The following is a 17,462-nucleotide window of genomic DNA, read 5'->3' on the forward strand; positions in this document are numbered from 1 at the left end:
GCACCCGTTGCCTGCAGCGGGCGCGGCGCTGCCACATAATGTTTGCAAGATTTTTCTTGGAGCACCTGCCATGGCCACCACACCCCTCACCGCTGCCTATACCACCCTGATCACCGTTGCCCAATTGCAGGCGCTGCAGCAGTCCAGCCCCCAGCAGGTGATGGTGTTTGACTGCAGCTTTGACCTGAACCAGCCGGCCGCCGGTGCCGAGCAGTTCGCGCAGAGCCATATCGCAGGCGCCGTCTACGCCAACCTCGACAAGGACCTGAGCGCCCCGCACGGCGCCCTCAGCCACGGCCAGACGATTGCCGCCACCGACCTGGGCGAGCCGGCCTCGGGCGGCCGCCATCCACTGCCCAGCCGCGAGCGCTTTGCGGTGTGGCTGTCGCAAGTGGGCTTTCGCAATGACATGCAGGCCGTCGTCTATGACCGCAATGGTGTGAACTATGCCGGCCGCCTGTGGTGGATGCTCAAGTGGGCCGGCCATGATGCCGTCGCCGTGCTCGACGGCGGCTTGCAGGCCTGGCAGGCCGCAGGCGGCGCGGTGGAGGCGGGCGAAGCAGTCAGCCATTTCCAAAGCAACTTCGAGCTGCGCCCTGCGCTGCGCACGCTCAAGACCGCCGCCCAGGTACAGCAAGCCCTGGGTACGCCGCAAACCATCATCGACGCGCGTGCACCCGCGCGTTACCGTGGTGAGGTCGAACCGCTGGACCCGGTGGCCGGCCATATCCCTGGCGCGCTCAACCGGCCCTTTACGACCAATATCGCTGCGGATGGCCGCTTCAAGCCCGCCGCCGAGCTGCGCGCCGAGTTTGATGCGCTGCTGGCCGGGCACGACCCGCAGACGGTGGTGCACCAGTGCGGTAGCGGCGTCAGCGCCCTGCCCAATCTGATCGCGATGGAAATCGCCGGCTATGCGCCCACGGCGCTGTTTGCCGGTAGCTGGAGCGAGTGGTGCAGCGACCCATCGCGCCCCGTCGAACGAGGCTGATGGGCCACTGCTAAATGCCGGGTCAGACCGCCCTCCAGCTGGCGGTAAGTTCCGGTTGGTGCCGCCTTACTGGCTGCCCCAGACGTAGTAGGCCACGCCTTCGAACAGGAACTGCGGATAGGTCGCCACGACAAAGTCACGCTCGGACGGGTTGGTGGTATAGAAGTGCGCGCCAGTGAGCGTATTGTAGAAACGGTACATCGGCACCGAGCCGTCGCCTTGGGCCTGGCGTGCATACCATGCAGTGCCTTCCACGCTGAACTGCGGGTAGTTCGCAATCACGAAGGCGCGCTCGTCGGCATTGATCGTGTAGAAGTGCGAGCCCGAGTTGTTGTTGTAGAAGCGGTAGACGGCATTGGGCGCTGCAGCCGTTTGCGTGGACGCATAAAAGCCAATATTTTCATATTGGTAGTTCGGGTTGCCCTGGATCACCGCATCGCGCTCCTGCGCGCTGGCCGTGAAGAAATGCGTGCCGTTTTGCGTGTTGTAGAAGCGGTAGACCGGCATGCGGCCCGCGACCGGGGTTTGCGTGCCGCCCGCATCCACCAGCCATTTGCGCAGGGCCGGCATCACGCTGTTCAAGCTGGGGTAGAAGCTGTAGGCGCCGGCGCCGCCCGCACGGCAGCTGACCTCTGAGCCGGCGGTCAACACGCCTGTCACTGCGCCATTGCTGAACAGCGGCGAGCCGCTGCTACCCTGCTGGGTGAGCCCCATGGACCATGCGACATAGTAGTACTTGCCGGTGCTCGGAGCAGACATGCAGGAAACATTCTCCCCATTGATCGTGCATTCAGCGCGGGCGGACATGACGCCCATGCTGATTTTCTGCAAACCGCCATCCGGGTGGTGTATGCCGACGACCGGTGTGTTGTCCGGCACGATACCGCTGTTCCAGCCCAGGAACATGGCACCTGGGGGCGGCGTATCGTTGAGCTGGAGCAGGGTCACATCCGGGTTGGCATTGGTGTACAGCAGCCGCGAGCCATTGCGCAGGTTGACGCTGCTGGGCGACAGACTGTTGCTAGAGCAGCGGGTGGATGTATAGAACCAGTCGGTCTCCAGCGCAGAAGCGTTGGTCTGGGTGGAGATGCAGTGCGCAGCCGTCAAAAAGTAGGGGGTGCCAGAGCCCTGGGCATCATTGAGCAGGCTGCCCGTACACAGGCCATAGTAGTAGCGACCATCGGGCAGGCGCTCGGTCACATATGCCATGCGGGCCACACCCTTGCGTTCGGCTTGCAGCTGCGTAAAACAATTGACATCCAAATGGCAATCCACTGGGTTGCCAACAGGCATGGCCTTGGCGTCCTCTTGCGCCGCGTCCGATTCCTCCGTGCCCAGCGGCAGCGACAGGTTCTCATAGATATGCATCACTTGCGGCAGCGACACCTTGAGCTGGTCGGGCGCTGTGCCCGGTGGCAGCTCGATCTCCAAGGTCACCTGCTCGCCGGAGCTGCTGGGCGTCCACCAGGTGCGGCCCGCTTCGCTGTTGTCGCCAGCATCCAAGTTCGCCTGCAGAATCTGCATGACGCGCTGGCCCGCGATCTCAAACACCGCAGCGGGCTGGTGATCGGTATAGAGGCGCAACATAGCGCTACCGGGCAACTGGTCGACCAGCAAGCCCAAGCGCAAACCTTCGGCGCCACCGGAGCGTACGCTCAATGCCGCCACGGCACCACCCTTGGCCGATGCTTTCCATTGCAACAACTGCGCAGTCTGTGCCGGCGAAGCGGCTTGCTGCACTGCGCGTGATGCGCCAATGATCTGTACGGGCATCGCTGGGGCCGATTTCAGGCCGACCCATTCGCCCAGGTCAATCGCTACCGGCTGTACGGCCAAGCCCACGGCCATGCTCTTGGTAGGCACAAACTCCTGGGGCACTCCGACCGGCTGCTCCTTGGCGGGAACTTCGAAAACCTGGTCGGTTGCAGCCGCTCCCGCGACGCCCGCCATTACCCCCCAGGTGACCAGACTGACCAACCCTATTTTTGCCATCCATCGCATGCGTGCTACCCCTCCAAATCTGTCAACACAAAACCAGGCATTCTAAGATTAATTTTATAAATCGAAGATGGAAATTCTGTGTCAATCTTTGCAATCAACGCATCTGTGGGGATCACGCATCAATGCCCTGCCGACTTCGAAAACAGATTGATCACCAGCACCCCGGCAATAATCAGCCCCATGCCTGCCATGGCGCCGGCATCGAGCTTTTGCCCATGCAGGGCCCAGGCGATCAGCGAGATCGCCACGATCCCCACACCCGACCAGATGGCATAGGCAATGCCGGTGGGTATGGTTTTCAAGGTCTGCGCCAGCAGGTAGAACGACAGCACATAGCCCAGGCCGCAAATCAGGCTGGGCACCAGCCGGGTAAAGCCCTCGGACGACTTCATCGCCGTGGTGGCCATCACTTCCAGCGCAATCGCGCCGCCCAGGTAGACATAGGCATTCATCACCATTCCTTCTTTCCTTCTTTGATTTGCAGCTGTGCGTCAAAGCTCCACAGCTGCAGGTATTGGCATCCAACGCAGATAACCCACCTGCCCCGCAAAAATAACAAAGGCCCCGGCTTGGCGCCAGGGCCTTATCACTTGGGCGGGCCCTTGCCAAAGGCAGCGAGCCCAGCCCACATCCGGAACACCTCAACCGGTATTGCGCAGCGCCGCCGCAATGCCGTTGATGGAGATATGGATACCGGTCTTGACCCGCTCATTGTCCTCGCCATTGCGCCAGCGGCGGATCAGCTCCACCTGCAGATGGTGCAGGGGATCGATATAGGGGAAGCGGTGGCGGATCGAGCGCTCCAGCGCCGGGTTGTTGGCCAGGCGATTGGCCTCTCCGGTGATCAGCGCCAGCGCCTCGGCCGTGCTTTTCCATTCGGCCTCGATCGCCTGGAACACGCGCTTGCGCAAGCGGGTGTCTGCCACCAGCTCGCTGTAGCGCAGCGCCAGCGCCATATCGCTCTTGGCCAGCACCATGTCCATATTGGACAGCAGGGTGCGGAAAAATGGCCACTGGCGGTACATCTTCTGCAGCAAGGCCCATTGCAGCTTGGCGGTCTTGCCCTCCTGGCTGACAAAGGCCTGCACGGCCGAACCAAAGCCATACCAGCCCGGCAGGGTCAGGCGGCACTGGCCCCAGCTAAAGCCCCAGGGAATGGCACGCAAATCCTCGATGCGCTGGCTGGCCTTGCGCGATGCGGGGCGCGAGCCGATGTTGAGCTCGGCAATCTCGCGGATCGGGGTGGAGCTGAAGAAATAGCTCTCAAAGCCCTTGGTGCCGTAGACCAGGTCGCGGTATGCGGCCATGCTGGCAGCCGACAGGTCAGCGGCCGCCTCCAAAAACGCCTGGCTGGCGGGCTTGGTGGGCTGCAGCAATGTGGCTTCCAAGGTGGCGGCCACCAGCGTTTCCAGATTGCGCCGGCCGATCTCGGGGTTGGCGTACTTGGAGGCAATCACCTCGCCCTGCTCGGTCAGGCGGATCTGGCCGCGCACGGTGCCTGGTGGCTGGGCCAAAATTGCTTGGTAGCTCGGGCCGCCGCCCCGCCCCACGGTGCCGCCCCGGCCATGGAACAGGCGCAGTTGCACGGGGTTGGGCTGGCTCAGCTCGTCAAACAACGCGACGAGCGCCAGCTCGGCCTGGTACAGCTCCCAGTTGCTGGTGAAGATGCCGCCATCCTTGTTGCTGTCGCTGTAGCCCAGCATGATGTCCTGCTCGGCGCCGCTGCGCTGGATCAGCGCCGCAATATGGGGCAGCGCATAGTACTCGCGCATGATGGTCGCCGCATGGCGCAGGTCATCGATGGTCTCGAACAGCGGGCTCACGATCAAGGTTGCGCGCGACTGACCGTCGTTGATGCGGCCGCTGAGCAAGCCCACTTCCTTTTGCAGCAGCAGCACTTCGAGCAGGTCGCTGACCGATTCGGTGTGGCTGATGATGTAGTGGCGGATCGCGTCCTGGCCATAGAGCTGCACCGACAGGCGCGCGCGCTCGAAAATCGCCATCTCGCTTTGGCAGCGCTCGCTGTAGCTGGCGCCCACCACGCGCAAGGGGCGCGCATCGCTCAGCAATTGCAGCAACAGCTCGCGCTTGGCCGCCTCGCTCAGCTGGCTGTAATCGGCCTGCAGGCCGGCCGTGGCCAGCAGCTCGCTGATCACAGCCTCATGCTGGTCCGAGCTTTGGCGCAGATCGACGGTGGCCAGGTGAAAGCCAAACACCTGCACGGCGCGGATCAGCGGTGACAGGCGCTGCTCGACCAGCGCGCGGCCATGGTTGTCGCGCAGCGAGTCTTCAATAACGCGCAGATCGGCCAGAAACTCGTCACTGGTGGCATAGGGGTTCTGCGGCGCCACCGCATGGCGGGCCGCTTCACCACCGCTCAGGTTCTTCAAGGTCGCGGCTAGGCGCGCATACACGCCAATCAGCGCGCGGCGGTAGGGCTCGTCCTCGCGGTGCTGGCTGGTATCGGGCGAGCGCGCCGCCAGCGCCTGCAAGGCGGCGGTATTGCCGGCCAGGCGCTGGGACATCGACAGCTCGCCGCCCAGGTAGTGCACCTCGGTCAGGTAGTGGCGCAGCACCAGGTCGGACTGGCGGCGCAGTGCTTCCTGCAGGCTCTTGGCGGTGACATTGGGGTTGCCGTCGCGGTCACCGCCAATCCACTGGCCCATGCGCAAGAAGGTGGCCAGGTCGCGCTCGCCCAGTTCGCGCTCGAGCGCAGCGTAGAGCTTGGGGATCTCGGTCAGGAACGTCGCCTGGTAGTAGCTCAGCGCGTTGTCAATCTCGTCCTCGACCGTCAGCTTGGAGTAGCGCAGCAGGCGCGTCTGCCACAGCTGGGTGACCTGGGCACTCAGCTGCAGCTCGTTGTCGGCCAGCTGGCGCGGGGTCAGCGTGTCCTTGCTGCTGTTGAAGAGCTGGGCACGCTGGGCGATATCGTCGCGCGCCACCAGCAAGGCGGCAATCGCACGCTCGGCATCCAGAATGCTCTTGCGCTGTACCTCGGTCGGGTGGGCGGTGAGCACCGGCGAGATCAGGCTGTGCGCCAGCGTCTGCGAGACCGCCTTGACGGGGATACCGGCCCAGCGCAGCCGCGCCAGCGCGACCTCGATGCTGCCCTCCTGGGTATTGCCTGCTCGCTCATGGATCTCGCGGCGGCGGATATGGTGGCGGTCTTCGGCCAGGTTGGCCAGGTGCGAGAAGTAGGTGAAGGCACGGATCACGCTGACCGTCTGGTCGCCCGACAGGCCCTTGAGCAGCGACTTGAGCGATTTCTCTGCGTCCTGGTCGTCATTGCGGCGGTAGGCCACCGACAGCTGGCGCACCTGCTCGATCAGATCGAACGCGGCCTGGCCCTCCTGCTCGCGAATCACATCGCCCAGAATCCGGCCCAGAAGCCGGATGTCATCCATCAAAGGCTGGTCCTTGTCCGCGCGGCGCGTGACGGCCTGGGGAGCGGCAGGGCTGCTCGCCTTGGGTTTGCGCGCCGGGGTCTTGGCGACTGCAGGGGTGTCTTTTTTGCTGGCAGTGGTCATGGGCGAAGAAGCATAGGGCTGAAAGATCCACGCCGCCCAAAGTCGCACTGCGCCAAAGAGCGGCGCTGCACATGCTAGCATCAGCCGCCTGTTGTGAACCGCTTGTTGACCACGTAAGGTGTCCGGCCGCCGAGAAAGAGGAGACCGGGCCTGGCGTGGTCCCCCATCCCATGAGCTCCTTGTCCCTGACCATCGCCACGCGCGAAAGCCAGCTTGCCCTGTGGCAGGCTGAACATGTGCAACATATCCTGCAGCGCCTGGGCCACCAGGTCAGCCTGCTGGGGATGACCACCTTGGGCGACCAGATTCTGGACCGCACGCTGTCCAAGGTGGGCGGCAAGGGCCTGTTTGTCAAAGAGCTGGAAACGGCGCTGGAGACCGGCCGCGCCGACCTGGCCGTGCACTCGCTCAAGGATGTGCCGATGGAGCTGCCACCGGGTTTTGCGCTGGCAGCCGTGCTCGAACGCGAGGACCCGCGCGATGCCTGGGTCTCCAACCACTACGCCAGCCTGCAGGACCTGCCCCAGGGCGCGGTGGTCGGCACCTCCAGCCTGCGCCGCCAGGTGCTGCTGCGTGCGCTGCGCCCTAACCTCGATATCCAGCCACTGCGCGGCAATGTCAACACCCGTTTGCGCAAGCTCGACGAAGGCCAGTACGACGGCATTGTGCTGGCCGCTGCCGGCCTCAAGCGCCTGGCACTGGATGCGCGCATCCGCCATGCTTTCGACACCGACACCATGCTGCCCGCTGCCGGCCAGGGCGCGCTAGGCATTGAGGTGCGCAGCGACCGCCAGGACCTGTTGGAGCTGTTTGCCGGCCTGGCCGATCCGCGCACCTGGCAGACCGTGACGGCCGAGCGCGCCGTCAGCCGCTGCATGGGCGGCAGCTGCTCGATGCCGCTGGCCGCGCACGGTGAATGGCAGGACGACCAGCTCTGGCTGCGCGCCGCCTGGGGCGACGAAGCCAACCCAAACGCGCCCCTGGTGTCTGCGCAGGCCCGCGCGGCCGTCACCGACCTGGCCAGCGCCGATGCACTGGGCCAGCAGGTGGCAGCGCTGCTGCAGCAAGCGGGCGCGCAGGTGCGCCGCTGAGCACCCGGCCGCCGTCCGCCATGGCCCTGCCCCATCACCGCACCATCATCACCCGCCCGCAGCCCGAGGCGGACGACTGGGTCGCCCAGCTGCGCCAGCGCGGGCTGCGGGCCGATGCGCTGCCGCTGATCGATATTGTTCCAGCCGACAGCCCCGCCCACCAGGCGGCGCGGCTGCAGGCGCGCCAGCATTGGCAGCGCTATGGCGCGCTGATGCTGGTCAGCACCAATGCGGCGCGCTTTTTTCTGGACCCGGCCCTGGTGCAGGCGCTGGCCCAACAGCAGCGCAGTGCGCCCCATACCCGGCTGTGGTGCCCGGGCCCAGGCACGGCACGCGCAGCCCAAGCGCTGGGCGTGCCCATCGATTTGATCGACCAACCTGCCACCGATGCCCCGCAGTTCGACTCCGAATCGCTGTGGACCGAGGTCGGCGCCCAGGCTGCAGCGATGGCGGCATCGGGCCAGCGCGTGCTGGTGGTGCGCGGCGCCAGCGCCGGCAGCGCGATCGACCAGTTGGTGTCCGGCTCAGGCCGTGAATGGCTGGCGCGCCAGTTGCAAGCGGCCGGCGTGGGCGTGGATTTTGTCGGTGTCTACGAGCGCCGTGCACCCGCCTGGACGCCAGCGCAACTGGCGTTGGCAGCGCAGGCGCTGACCGATGGCAGCATCTGGCTGTTCAGCAGCTCCGAGGCGGTGATGCATTTAAGCAACAGATTCAGTGCCGCCGCATTGGCGCCTGCCCAGGCGCTCAGCACCCATGCACGCATCGCGCAGGCGACCCGCGCGGCAGGATTTGTCCACATTCAGCAGTGCCGGCCTTCGCTGGAAGACGTGGTGGCGTCGTTAGAATCTGCCCTATGACGCTGCCCGAGCACGCACCGAACCCCACGTCCCCCCACCCGGCCACCGCCTCCCACCAGGCCCACCCTGCGGGCAGCCGCATGCCGCAAGCCTGGGTCTGGACGTCGCTGGCGCTGGGCATTGCCGCCACCATTGCGATCATCAGCGCGGCCATGCTTTGGCAGCGGCTCAACAACATCCAGCAGCAGCTGGCGCTGCAAAGCGCCGACTCGCGCGGCCAGGCCGTGGAAGCGCGCACCCTCGCCCGCCAGGCCGAAGATGTCTCGCGCGACACCGCCTCGCGCATGTCGGTGATGGAGGCCCGCGTGGGTGAAGTCGCGCTGCAACGCGGCCAGCTCGAAGAGCTGGTGCAAAGCCTCTCGCGCAACCGCGATGACACCATGGTCGGCGATATCGAAAGCGCCGTGCGCTTTGCGATGCAGCAAAGCCAGCTGAGCGGCAGCCCCGACCCGCTGGTCAGCGCCCTCAAGATTGCACAGCAGCGCGTGACCGTCTCGGCCCAGCCGCGCCTGGCGCCGCTGCAACGCGCCATTGCCCGCGATCTGGACCGCATCGCCGCGAGCAAATCGCTGGACACCGCCGGCCTGCTGGCCCGCATGGATGACCTGCTGCGCCAGATCGATGATCTGCCGCTGCAAAACGATGTGCTCGACAAGAACGCCCGCCGCACGGCGCCCGCCCGCAACCGGGGCAACCAGTCCGCCGCACCGGCCGCAGCGAGCGCCCCTGCCGAGGCCGCAACGGACGACAGTGCCAGCCCCAGCTGGTGGCTGTCGGCGCTGTCCACCGCCTGGGGCGTGGTGCATGAGGAGGCCCGCAGCCTCGTGCGCGTGCGCCGCATCGACTACCCCGATGCGGTGCTGCTCTCGCCCACGCAGGCCTTTTTTGTGCGCGAGAACCTCAAGCTGCGCATCCTGAACGCCCGCATGGCCTTGCTGGGCCGCCAGATGAATGCCTCGCGCAATGACCTGGCTGCTGCGGCTGACGCCGTGCACAAGTATTTCGATATCTCCTCGCGCCGAGGCCAGCGGGCCGCCCAGCAGCTCAACCAGCTGCAGCAGGCCATGCAGGATGTGGAAGTGCCACGCGCCAATGACACCCTGGCCGCATTGGCCACGGCGGCGGCAGGACGTTAAGCGATGAGAGCCGCACTTTGGTTGATCGGTCTGTTTGCCGTGGCCGTGGCCGCCGCGCTGTTTGCCGGCAGCAACCAGGGCAGCGTGACCCTGCACTGGCCGCCCTACCGCATCGATTTCTCGCTGAACATGGTGGTCGTGCTGCTGCTGCTGGCCTTTGTGCTGGTCTACGGCGCGCTGCGCGGCGTCAGCGCCATGTTCGAGCTGCCGCGCCAGGCCAAGCGCTGGCGCATCCAGCAAAAAGAGCGCGCCATGCATGGCGCAGCGCTGGATGCCGTGACCCAGCTGCAAGCAGGCCGCTTTGTGCGCGCCCGCAAGGCAGCGCTGTCGGCACTGGCCCAGGAGCAGGCCTTGCAGGACAGCGGCGCCGCCATCCCCAACGGCCTGCAGCTGCGCGTGCTGGGCCATGTGCTGGCCGCCGAGAGCTCGCATGCGCTGCAGGACCAGGCCCAGCGCGACCAGCACTGGGAGCTGGCGATGCAGGAAGCGGCCACGCCCCAGGCCAAGAACCTGCCCGAACTGGCTGAAGGCACCCAGCTGCGCGCGGCCCAGTGGGCGCTCGATGACCACAATGCCCACAGCGCGATCGAGCAACTCGCGCGCCTGCCCCAGGGTGCGGCGCGCCGCACCCTGGCGCTGCGCCTCAAGCTCAAGGCCGCGCGCCAGCTGCGCCAGGCCTTGACCGCGCTGGATACCGCCCGCCTGCTGGCCAAGCACCGTGCGTTTTCGGCCGCTGCGGCGCAGAGCATCATCAAGGGCCTGGCGACCGAGCTGATCAACGACGCCCACGACCCCGAGCAGCTGATGCAGGCCTGGCGCAACCTGGATGCGGCCGAGCGCAACCTGCCCGAAGTGGGCATCCATGCGGCGCGGCGCCTGCAGCAGCTGGGCGGCAACCCGCAGCAGATGCGCGAGTGGCTGCTGCCCGCCTGGGAGCGCTACACCACCAGCAACAACGGCCTGCCCAGCCTGCAGGCCGAACGGCTGGTGCGTGTGCTCGAAGACAGCATGGGCGCGCTCGACGCCAGCTGGCTGGCCCGCATCGAGGCGGCCCAGCAGCGCCGCCCCCATGACCCCTACCTGCAGTACCTGGCCGGCTGCGCCTGCCTGCAGCGCCAGCTCTGGGGCAAGGCCCAGCAGTGGCTGCAGCAGGCTGCCCCTTCGCTGCAAGAGGAATCGCTGCGCCGCCGCGCCTGGCAGCACCTGGCCCGGCAGGCCGAGTACCAGGGCGATGCTGCTGCGGCCGCCCAGGCCTGGAAGCAGGCAGCCCTCGCCGGCGAGCAAGCCTGAGGCAGGCCCGGTCAGGCCCCGTTGCGCCCCGTATGGGGCGCCGCTGCCCCAGCACGGTATACAAGGCGATACAAAGTCCCGGCCCCCCGCTGTTGTATGCGTACCAGTGCGCAGCGCGGGTTTGCGCCTGCTCGGCATATGCTTATGTGCATTGGTTCTGGAACTCGCCACCAGGCTATCGATCAATTCAATTAATTTGAACTTCGCCATCAATCAGGCTGAACTTCTACCGGTTGATCCGCTCCTACACTCGCTTCAAACAATACCGCTGGGCCTACCGCTGCAGCGTTTTTTATGGCTACCACGACGAATAACACCCGCTACACCGGCACGGCGATCGCACTGCACTGGATTTTGGCCCTGGCCCTGATTGGCATCTTTGCCTTCGGCCTGTACATGACCAGCCTGCCCTTCTCCCCCACCCGCCTCAAGTACTTCAACTGGCACAAATGGGCCGGTATGACGATCTTGATTTTGTCGGCCGTGCGCATCCTGTGGCGCTTCACCCACCGCCCGCCGGCGCTGCCCGAGGCCACCGCCCGCGCGATGCCCGCCTGGCAGCATGTGGCCCACCACGGCGTGCACCACCTGATGTATGCACTGTTCTTCGCGGTGCCGCTCGTGGGCTGGATCTACAGCTCGGCAGCGGGCTTTCCCATCGTGCTGTTTGGCGTGATCCCGCTGCCCGATCTGGTGAGCAAGAGCCCCGAGCTGGCGGAAGCCCTCAAGCCCTGGCATGCCTACCTCGCCTACACCTTGGCTGCGCTGGTGGTCATGCATGTGGCCGCACTGCTCAAGCACCAGCTGATCGACCGCGATGGCCTGCTCTCGCGCATGCTGCCCGGCCGCGCCTCTTGATTCGTACTGTTTTGCACCGTTTTTTTACTGGAGTCTGATCTGATGTCCAAGCTCTCCCCCTTCGCCCTGTTCGCTGCCGCCCTGACCGCAGCTGCCTTTGCCGCCCCCGTGATGGCCCAGCAAGCACTGGTGCCCGCGCAAAGCGCCGTCAACTTCGAAGCCAAGCAGATGGGCGTGCCAATCAAGGGCCACTTCCAGAAGTTCGATGCCAAGATCGCCTTCGACACCGCCAAGCCCGAAGCCAGCAAGATCCATTTCTCGGTCGATACCGGCAGCGCCACGATGGGCGTCAAGGAAACCGATGCCGAGCTGCCCAAGGCAGAATGGTTCAACGTCGCCAAGTTCCCACAAGCCACGTTTGACTCCACCGCCGTCAAGGCGCTGGGCGGCGGCAAGTACCAGGTCGATGGCACCTTGACGATCAAGGGCAACGTTCAGAAGGTCAGCCTGCCTGTCACCCTGACCCAGTCGGGCACGACCACCACCGCAGCGGGCACCCTGCCCTTGAAGCGCCTGACCTATGCCATCGGTGATGGCGACTGGAAGGACACCTCGATGGTGGCCGACGAAGTGCAGGTGCAGTTCAAGCTGGCCCTGACCGGTGTGGGCAAGATTTAAGCCACGTTTTTCCCTGTTCTCAGCTCTTTAACCCCTTTTTTTAGGAGATTCCTGATGCGCACTTCCCTGTTGGCTCTGGCCGCTGCTTCCCTGTTCGCCGGTGCCGTGCACGCGGCTCCAGCCACCTACGCGATCGACCCGACGCACACCTTTGCGACCTTCGAGATCGACCACAACGGCGCCAGCACCAACCGTGCACGCTTTGACAAAAAAGAAGGCACCCTGACCCTGGACCGCGCTGGCAAGACCGGCTCGGTGGACATCAGCATCGACACCGCATCGGTCAACTCCGGCACGCCCGCTTTTGACAAGCACCTGCAAAGCAAGGACATCTTCAACGTGGCCGAGCACCCCAAGGCCCGTTTCCAGTCCACCAAGTTCGTGTTTGACGGCGACAAGCTCGCCTCCGTCGAAGGCAACATGACCTTGCTGGGCAAGACCCAGCCCGTGACCTTCAAGGCCAGCAAGTTCAGCTGCTACCCCAACAAGATGCTGCAGGACCGCGAAGTCTGCGGTGGCGATTTCGAAACCACCTTTGACCGCACCGCCTTCGGCCTGGACTACGGTGTGAACTATGGCGCTGCCAAGAATGTGCGCCTGGTCGTGCAGATCGAAGCTGTGAAGCAGTAACCCAGCCGATACCCACGCTGAAATCCTCCGCACAGGAGTGCAGACTGCCAGTGGCCGATTGACGGCCCCTGGCAGTTTTTTTATGGCCAGTGCAAAGGGCTTGTGCTGCTGCCAACGGCAGCACAAGCCCACGCGGGCCGGTCATGGCCGCAGGCGGGCTAAAATCAGCCTATTCTTTCCAAGCTATCCAACGGCATCTCGATCTGTGGTGCCGTTTTCCATTGATCACACCATGAGCGACACCAACAGCCAACCGATCTCCCAACCAGGTCTCGATAGCCTGTCCAAGTCTTTTGAGCCTGCGGCCATCGAGGCCCATTGGGGCCCGGAATGGGAAAAGCGCGGCTACGGCAACGCCGGTTATCGCGGCACCGGTGCGCCCAATGCGGAATCGGTTGCGGCGCAGCACAACTTCTCCATCCAGCTGCCGCCCCCCAATGTGACCGGCACCTTGCACATGGGCCATGCGTTCAACCAGACGATCATGGACTCGCTCACCCGCTACCACCGCATGAAGGGCTACAACACGGCCTGGATTCCGGGCACCGACCACGCTGGCATCGCCACCCAGATCGTCGTGGAGCGCCAGCTGCAAGCCGCCGGCCAAAGCCGCTATGACCTGGGCCGCGAGAACTTTGTCGCCAAGGTCTGGGAGTGGAAGGAGCAATCGGGCAACACCATCACCACGCAGATGCGCCGCATGGGCGATACGGTGGACTGGAGCCGCGAGTACTTCACGATGGACGACAAGCTCTCCAAGGTGGTGACCGAGACCTTCGTCAAGCTCTACCAGCAAGGCCTGATCTACCGTGGCAAGCGCCTGGTCAACTGGGACCCGGTGCTGCAATCGGCCGTGTCCGACCTGGAAGTGGAAAACCAGGAAAAGGACGGGTCGCTGTGGCACATTGCCTACCCGCTGACCAGCGGCGAAGGCCAGCTGGTGGTGGCCACCACCCGCCCCGAGACCATGCTGGGCGACGTCGCCGTGATGGTCCACCCCGAGGACACGCGCTACCAACACCTGATTGGCCAGACCGTGACCCTGCCGCTGGTGGGCCGCCAGATCCCGATCATTGCCGACGACTATGTGGACCGCGAGTTCGGCACCGGCGTGGTCAAGGTCACGCCCGCGCATGACCAGAACGACTACCAGGTGGGCCAGCGCCACAAGCTGCCGATGATTGTGGTGCTGACCCTGGAAGCCAAGATCAACGACGAGGCGCCCGAGAAATACCGCGGCATGGACCGCTTTGTGGCGCGCAAGGCCATCGTGGCCGACCTCGAAGCCCAGGGCCTGCTGGTCGAGACCAAGAAGCACAAGCTGATGGTGCCCATCTGCGACCGTACCGGCCAGGTGATCGAGCCCATGCTGACCGACCAGTGGTTCATCGCAATGAGCAAGGTCAGCGACCAGGATCCTACCGGCAAGAGCATTGCACAAAAGGCCATCGACGCCGTGGCCTCGGGCCAGGTGCAGTTTGTGCCTGAGAACTGGGTCAACACCTACAACCAGTGGATGAACAACATCCAGGACTGGTGCATTTCGCGCCAGCTGTGGTGGGGCCACCAGATTCCGGCCTGGTACGACGAAGAAGGCAACATCTATGTCGCCAAGAACGAGGCCGAAGCCCAGGCACAGGCGCCGGGCAAGGTACTGCGCCGCGACGCCGATGTGCTCGACACCTGGTACTCCTCGGCGATGGTGCCCTTCAGCACCATGGGCTGGCCCGAGCAAGGCGACGCCGCCGATGACGACTTCAACCTCTACCTGCCCTCGTCGGTGCTGGTGACCGGCTACGACATCATCTTCTTCTGGGTCGCCCGGATGATCATGATGACCACGCACTTCACCGGGCGCGTGCCGTTCAAGCATGTCTACATCCACGGCCTGGTGCGCGATGCGCAGGGCAAGAAGATGTCCAAGTCCGAAGGCAATGTGCTCGACCCCGTCGACCTGATCGATGGCATTGCACTGGAGCCGCTGCTGGACAAGCGCACCGTGGGCCTGCGCAAACCGGAGACCGCGCCCCAGGTGCGCAAGAACACGCAAAAGGAATTCCCCGAAGGCATTCCCGCCTATGGCGCCGATGCGCTGCGCTTTACCTTTGCAGCGCTCGCGTCGCTGGGCCGCTCGATCAACTTTGACAGCAAGCGCTGCGAAGGCTACCGCAATTTCTGCAACAAGCTGTGGAACGCTTCGCGCTTTGTGCTGATGAACTGCGAAGGCCATGACTGCGGCCTGCTCGAGCACAGCAAGGACCAGTGCGCCACGGGCGACTACCTGCAGTTCAGCCAGCCCGACCGCTGGATCGTCTCGCAGCTGCAAAAGGTCGAGGCCGAGGTGGCCAAGGGCTTTGCCGAGTTCCGCCTGGACAACGTCGCCAACACCCTCTACGACTTTGTCTGGAACGAGTTCTGCGACTGGTACCTGGAAATCGCCAAGGTGCAGATCCAGACCGGCAACCCAGCCCAGCAGCGCGGCACCCGCCGCACGCTGATCCGCACCTTGGAGACCATCCTGCGCCTGGCCCACCCGATCATCCCGTTCGTGACCGAAGCGCTGTGGCAGAAGATGGCGCCTGTGGCCGGCCGCGAAGGCGCATCGATTGCGATTGCCGCCTATCCGCAAGCCCAGCCCGAGAAGATCGACAACGAGGCCATCGCCTATGTGGAGCGCATCAAGCAGATGGTGGACGCCTGCCGTGCGCTGCGCGGTGAGATGGCCGTCTCGCCCGCCCAGCGCCTGCCGCTGCTGACGGTGGCCGGCTCTGCCGATGGCGCCGCCTTCCTGCGCGCCAACGCCGATGTGCTCAAGAACCTGGCCAAGCTGAGCGAGGTCAAGGTGTTCGACGACGAAACCACCTGGGCGGCCGAGGCCCAGCATGCACCCGTGTCGGTGGTGGGCGATGCGCGCCTGGCGCTGTTTGTCGAAGTGGATGTGGAGGCCGAGAAGCTGCGCCTGGGCAAGGAGATCAAGCGCCTCGAAGGCGAGATCACCAAGGCCAACGCCAAGCTGTCCAACGAGGCCTTCTGCGCCAAGGCCCCCGCTGCGGTGCTGGACCAGGAGAAAAAGCGCATGGCGGACTTTGGCGCCTCGCTGAGCAAGCTGCAAGAGCAGCTCCAGCGCCTGGGCTGAATCGGCCGGGGCGGTGCAAAAATCAGCACATAATGCCCCTTGGCCCTGCACACAAAGGCGCAGCTTGCTGCGCCTTTGTCACATCCAAGTCCTAGAACCCGAGTATTTATGACTACACCGACCCGTGTCCGCAAAGCCGTTTTCCCAGTCGCTGGCCTGGGCACCCGCTTTTTGCCTGCCACCAAGGCATCGCCCAAGGAAATGCTGCCCGTCGTGGACAAGCCCCTGATCCAGTACGCGGTGGAAGAGGCCTACGAGGCCGGTATCCGGGACATGATCTTTGTTACCGGCCGCAGCAAGCGCGCCATCGAAGACCACTTCGACACCGCCTATGAGCTGGAAAACGAGCTGGAAAACGCCGGCAAGCAAGCCATGCTGGACCTGGTGCGCAGCGTCAGCCCCGATGACATGAACTGCCTGTTTGTGCGCCAGCCCCGCTCGCTGGGCCTGGGCCATGCGGTGCTCTGCGCCGAGCCGCTGGTAGGCAACGAGCCTTTTGCCGTGCTGCTGGCCGACGACCTGATGACCGGCGCGCCAGGCGGCCCGGGCGTGATGGCGCAGATGACGGCCGCCTTCTCCAAGCAAGGCCGCTCACTGCTGGCCGTGCAGGAGGTGCCGCTGGAACACACCAAGCGCTATGGCATCGTCAAGGGCGAGCCCGCAGGCGGCCCGCTGATGCGCATTGACGAGATCGTTGAAAAGCCCGCCCCGGAAAAAGCCCCCTCCCGCATGGGTGTGGCCGGCCGCTATGTACTCACCCCCGGCATCTTTGACGAGATCCGCAACCAGCCCAAGGGCGTGGGCGGCGAGATCCAGCTGACCGATGCGATCGAGCGCCTGATGCACAGCGAGACGGTGTACGCCTACCAGTACAGCGGCAAGCGCTATGACTGCGGCAGCAAGGAAGGCTTTTTGCAGGCCACGGTGGAGCTGGCGCTGCAGCACCCCGATGTGGGCGATGATTTCCGCGCCTTTTTGAAGAACCTGCAGATCTGAATCTGCGCTGAAACTCCCACAAAACAAAGGCCTGCAGATGCAGGCCTTTGGTGTTTTAGCAGCGTGGGGAGCGCCTAGCGGCGGCGCAGAATATGGATGAACTCCTCACCCACCGTCTGCTGCTCCACCAGCTCATTGCCGGTCTGCTTGGCAAAGGCCTGAAAATCCCGGATCGAGCCGGTATCGGTCGCCACCACCTTGAGCAGTTGCCCGCTCTGCATGGTGGCCAAGGCCTTCTTGGCCTTCAAAATCGGCAGCGGGCAGTTCAGCCCCCGCGTATCCACTTCCTGGTCAATATCCATCGTGTTCATTCGTTGTTGATGCCAAGCAG

General features: G+C 64.7%; 14 protein-coding genes. 10 read left to right on the forward strand and 4 right to left on the reverse strand.

What is annotated here, in order from left to right; all coding sequences use genetic code 11:
* Positions 1-70 precede the first annotated feature (70 nt).
* Positions 71-991, forward strand: a complete 921-nt coding sequence (locus tag WH303_RS19035; RefSeq protein WP_339520407.1) for a sulfurtransferase — start codon at positions 71-73, stop codon at positions 989-991.
* A gap of 66 nt (positions 992-1,057) precedes the next feature.
* Here WH303_RS19035 and WH303_RS19040 read toward each other — a convergent pair whose 3' ends face one another.
* From WH303_RS19040 to ppc, 3 genes are all read right to left on the reverse strand, one after another.
* Positions 1,058-2,992: a trypsin-like peptidase domain-containing protein gene (locus WH303_RS19040; RefSeq protein WP_339520409.1), complete on the reverse strand. Its 1,935-nt coding sequence runs from the start codon at positions 2,990-2,992 to the stop codon at positions 1,058-1,060.
* A gap of 119 nt (positions 2,993-3,111) precedes the next feature.
* Entirely contained in the window at positions 3,112-3,444 is a 333-nt protein-coding gene (locus tag WH303_RS19045; RefSeq protein ID WP_133248137.1) for an SMR family transporter, read from the reverse strand.
* 189 nt (positions 3,445-3,633) lie between these two features.
* A complete protein-coding gene (gene ppc, locus WH303_RS19050; RefSeq protein WP_409515679.1) occupies positions 3,634-6,519 on the reverse strand; it encodes a phosphoenolpyruvate carboxylase in 2,886 nt (961 codons plus the stop codon).
* 170 nt (positions 6,520-6,689) lie between these two features.
* Here ppc and hemC point away from each other — a divergent pair, with 170 nt between their 5' ends.
* The 9 genes from hemC (at position 6,690) to galU (ending at position 17,131) form a co-directional block, all read left to right on the forward strand.
* Positions 6,690-7,610: a hydroxymethylbilane synthase gene (hemC, locus tag WH303_RS19055; protein ID WP_339520410.1), complete on the forward strand. Its 921-nt coding sequence runs from the start codon at positions 6,690-6,692 to the stop codon at positions 7,608-7,610.
* 20 nt (positions 7,611-7,630) lie between these two features.
* Positions 7,631-8,467: a uroporphyrinogen-III synthase gene (locus WH303_RS19060; protein WP_339520412.1), complete on the forward strand. Its 837-nt coding sequence runs from the start codon at positions 7,631-7,633 to the stop codon at positions 8,465-8,467.
* Positions 8,464-9,603 carry a uroporphyrinogen-III C-methyltransferase gene (locus WH303_RS19065; protein ID WP_339520414.1) on the forward strand — a complete coding sequence of 380 codons (1,140 nt, stop codon included), beginning with the start codon at positions 8,464-8,466 and terminating at the stop codon, positions 9,601-9,603. The genes WH303_RS19060 and WH303_RS19065 overlap by 4 nt, the downstream gene beginning before the upstream one ends.
* A gap of 3 nt (positions 9,604-9,606) precedes the next feature.
* The gene (locus WH303_RS19070) at positions 9,607-10,893 is read left to right on the forward strand and encodes a heme biosynthesis HemY N-terminal domain-containing protein (RefSeq protein ID WP_339520416.1); all 1,287 of its coding nucleotides are present in this window, start codon (positions 9,607-9,609) and stop codon (positions 10,891-10,893) included.
* A gap of 294 nt (positions 10,894-11,187) precedes the next feature.
* Positions 11,188-11,751, forward strand: coding sequence for a cytochrome b (locus tag WH303_RS19075; RefSeq protein ID WP_339520417.1), 564 nt, complete (start codon positions 11,188-11,190; stop codon positions 11,749-11,751).
* A gap of 42 nt (positions 11,752-11,793) precedes the next feature.
* Positions 11,794-12,369 (forward strand): YceI family protein, encoded by a 576-nt coding sequence (locus tag WH303_RS19080; protein WP_339520419.1) that lies wholly within the window; start codon positions 11,794-11,796, stop codon positions 12,367-12,369.
* 54 nt (positions 12,370-12,423) lie between these two features.
* Positions 12,424-12,999 carry a YceI family protein gene (locus WH303_RS19085; RefSeq protein WP_021027209.1) on the forward strand — a complete coding sequence of 192 codons (576 nt, stop codon included), beginning with the start codon at positions 12,424-12,426 and terminating at the stop codon, positions 12,997-12,999.
* Between the two features lie 232 nt (positions 13,000-13,231).
* Entirely contained in the window at positions 13,232-16,135 is a 2,904-nt protein-coding gene (locus WH303_RS19090) for a valine--tRNA ligase (RefSeq protein WP_339520420.1), read from the forward strand.
* Positions 16,136-16,243: 108 nt separating this feature from the next.
* Complete coding sequence (galU, locus tag WH303_RS19095; protein ID WP_021025769.1) at positions 16,244-17,131, forward strand: UTP--glucose-1-phosphate uridylyltransferase GalU; 888 nt, start codon at positions 16,244-16,246, stop codon at positions 17,129-17,131.
* 74 nt (positions 17,132-17,205) lie between these two features.
* Here galU and WH303_RS19100 read toward each other — a convergent pair whose 3' ends face one another.
* On the reverse strand, positions 17,206-17,433 hold the full coding sequence (locus WH303_RS19100) for a sulfurtransferase TusA family protein (RefSeq protein ID WP_027010629.1): 228 nt from the start codon (positions 17,431-17,433) through the stop codon (positions 17,206-17,208).
* Positions 17,434-17,462: the final 29 nt, after the last annotated feature.

Origin of the sequence: Comamonas sp. MYb69 (assembly GCF_037479315.1) — a bacterium.
Taxonomy (GTDB): Bacteria; Pseudomonadota; Gammaproteobacteria; order Burkholderiales; family Burkholderiaceae_C; genus Comamonas.

Excerpts from the sequence above, each read along its gene's own strand:
- WH303_RS19035 (WP_339520407.1), top strand. The coding sequence starts at position 71 with ATGGCCACCACACCCCTCACCGCTGCCTATACCACCCTGATCACCGTT.
- WH303_RS19040 (WP_339520409.1), bottom strand. The coding sequence starts at position 2,992 with ATGCGATGGATGGCAAAAATAGGGTTGGTCAGTCTGGTCACCTGGGGG.
- WH303_RS19045 (WP_133248137.1), bottom strand. The coding sequence starts at position 3,444 with ATGAATGCCTATGTCTACCTGGGCGGCGCGATTGCGCTGGAAGTGATG.
- ppc (WP_409515679.1), bottom strand. The coding sequence starts at position 6,519 with ATGACCACTGCCAGCAAAAAAGACACCCCTGCAGTCGCCAAGACCCCG.
- hemC (WP_339520410.1), top strand. The coding sequence starts at position 6,690 with ATGAGCTCCTTGTCCCTGACCATCGCCACGCGCGAAAGCCAGCTTGCC.
- WH303_RS19060 (WP_339520412.1), top strand. The coding sequence starts at position 7,631 with ATGGCCCTGCCCCATCACCGCACCATCATCACCCGCCCGCAGCCCGAG.
- WH303_RS19065 (WP_339520414.1), top strand. The coding sequence starts at position 8,464 with ATGACGCTGCCCGAGCACGCACCGAACCCCACGTCCCCCCACCCGGCC.
- WH303_RS19070 (WP_339520416.1), top strand. The coding sequence starts at position 9,607 with ATGAGAGCCGCACTTTGGTTGATCGGTCTGTTTGCCGTGGCCGTGGCC.
- WH303_RS19075 (WP_339520417.1), top strand. The coding sequence starts at position 11,188 with ATGGCTACCACGACGAATAACACCCGCTACACCGGCACGGCGATCGCA.
- WH303_RS19080 (WP_339520419.1), top strand. The coding sequence starts at position 11,794 with ATGTCCAAGCTCTCCCCCTTCGCCCTGTTCGCTGCCGCCCTGACCGCA.
- WH303_RS19085 (WP_021027209.1), top strand. The coding sequence starts at position 12,424 with ATGCGCACTTCCCTGTTGGCTCTGGCCGCTGCTTCCCTGTTCGCCGGT.
- WH303_RS19090 (WP_339520420.1), top strand. The coding sequence starts at position 13,232 with ATGAGCGACACCAACAGCCAACCGATCTCCCAACCAGGTCTCGATAGC.
- galU (WP_021025769.1), top strand. The coding sequence starts at position 16,244 with ATGACTACACCGACCCGTGTCCGCAAAGCCGTTTTCCCAGTCGCTGGC.
- WH303_RS19100 (WP_027010629.1), bottom strand. The coding sequence starts at position 17,433 with ATGGATATTGACCAGGAAGTGGATACGCGGGGGCTGAACTGCCCGCTG.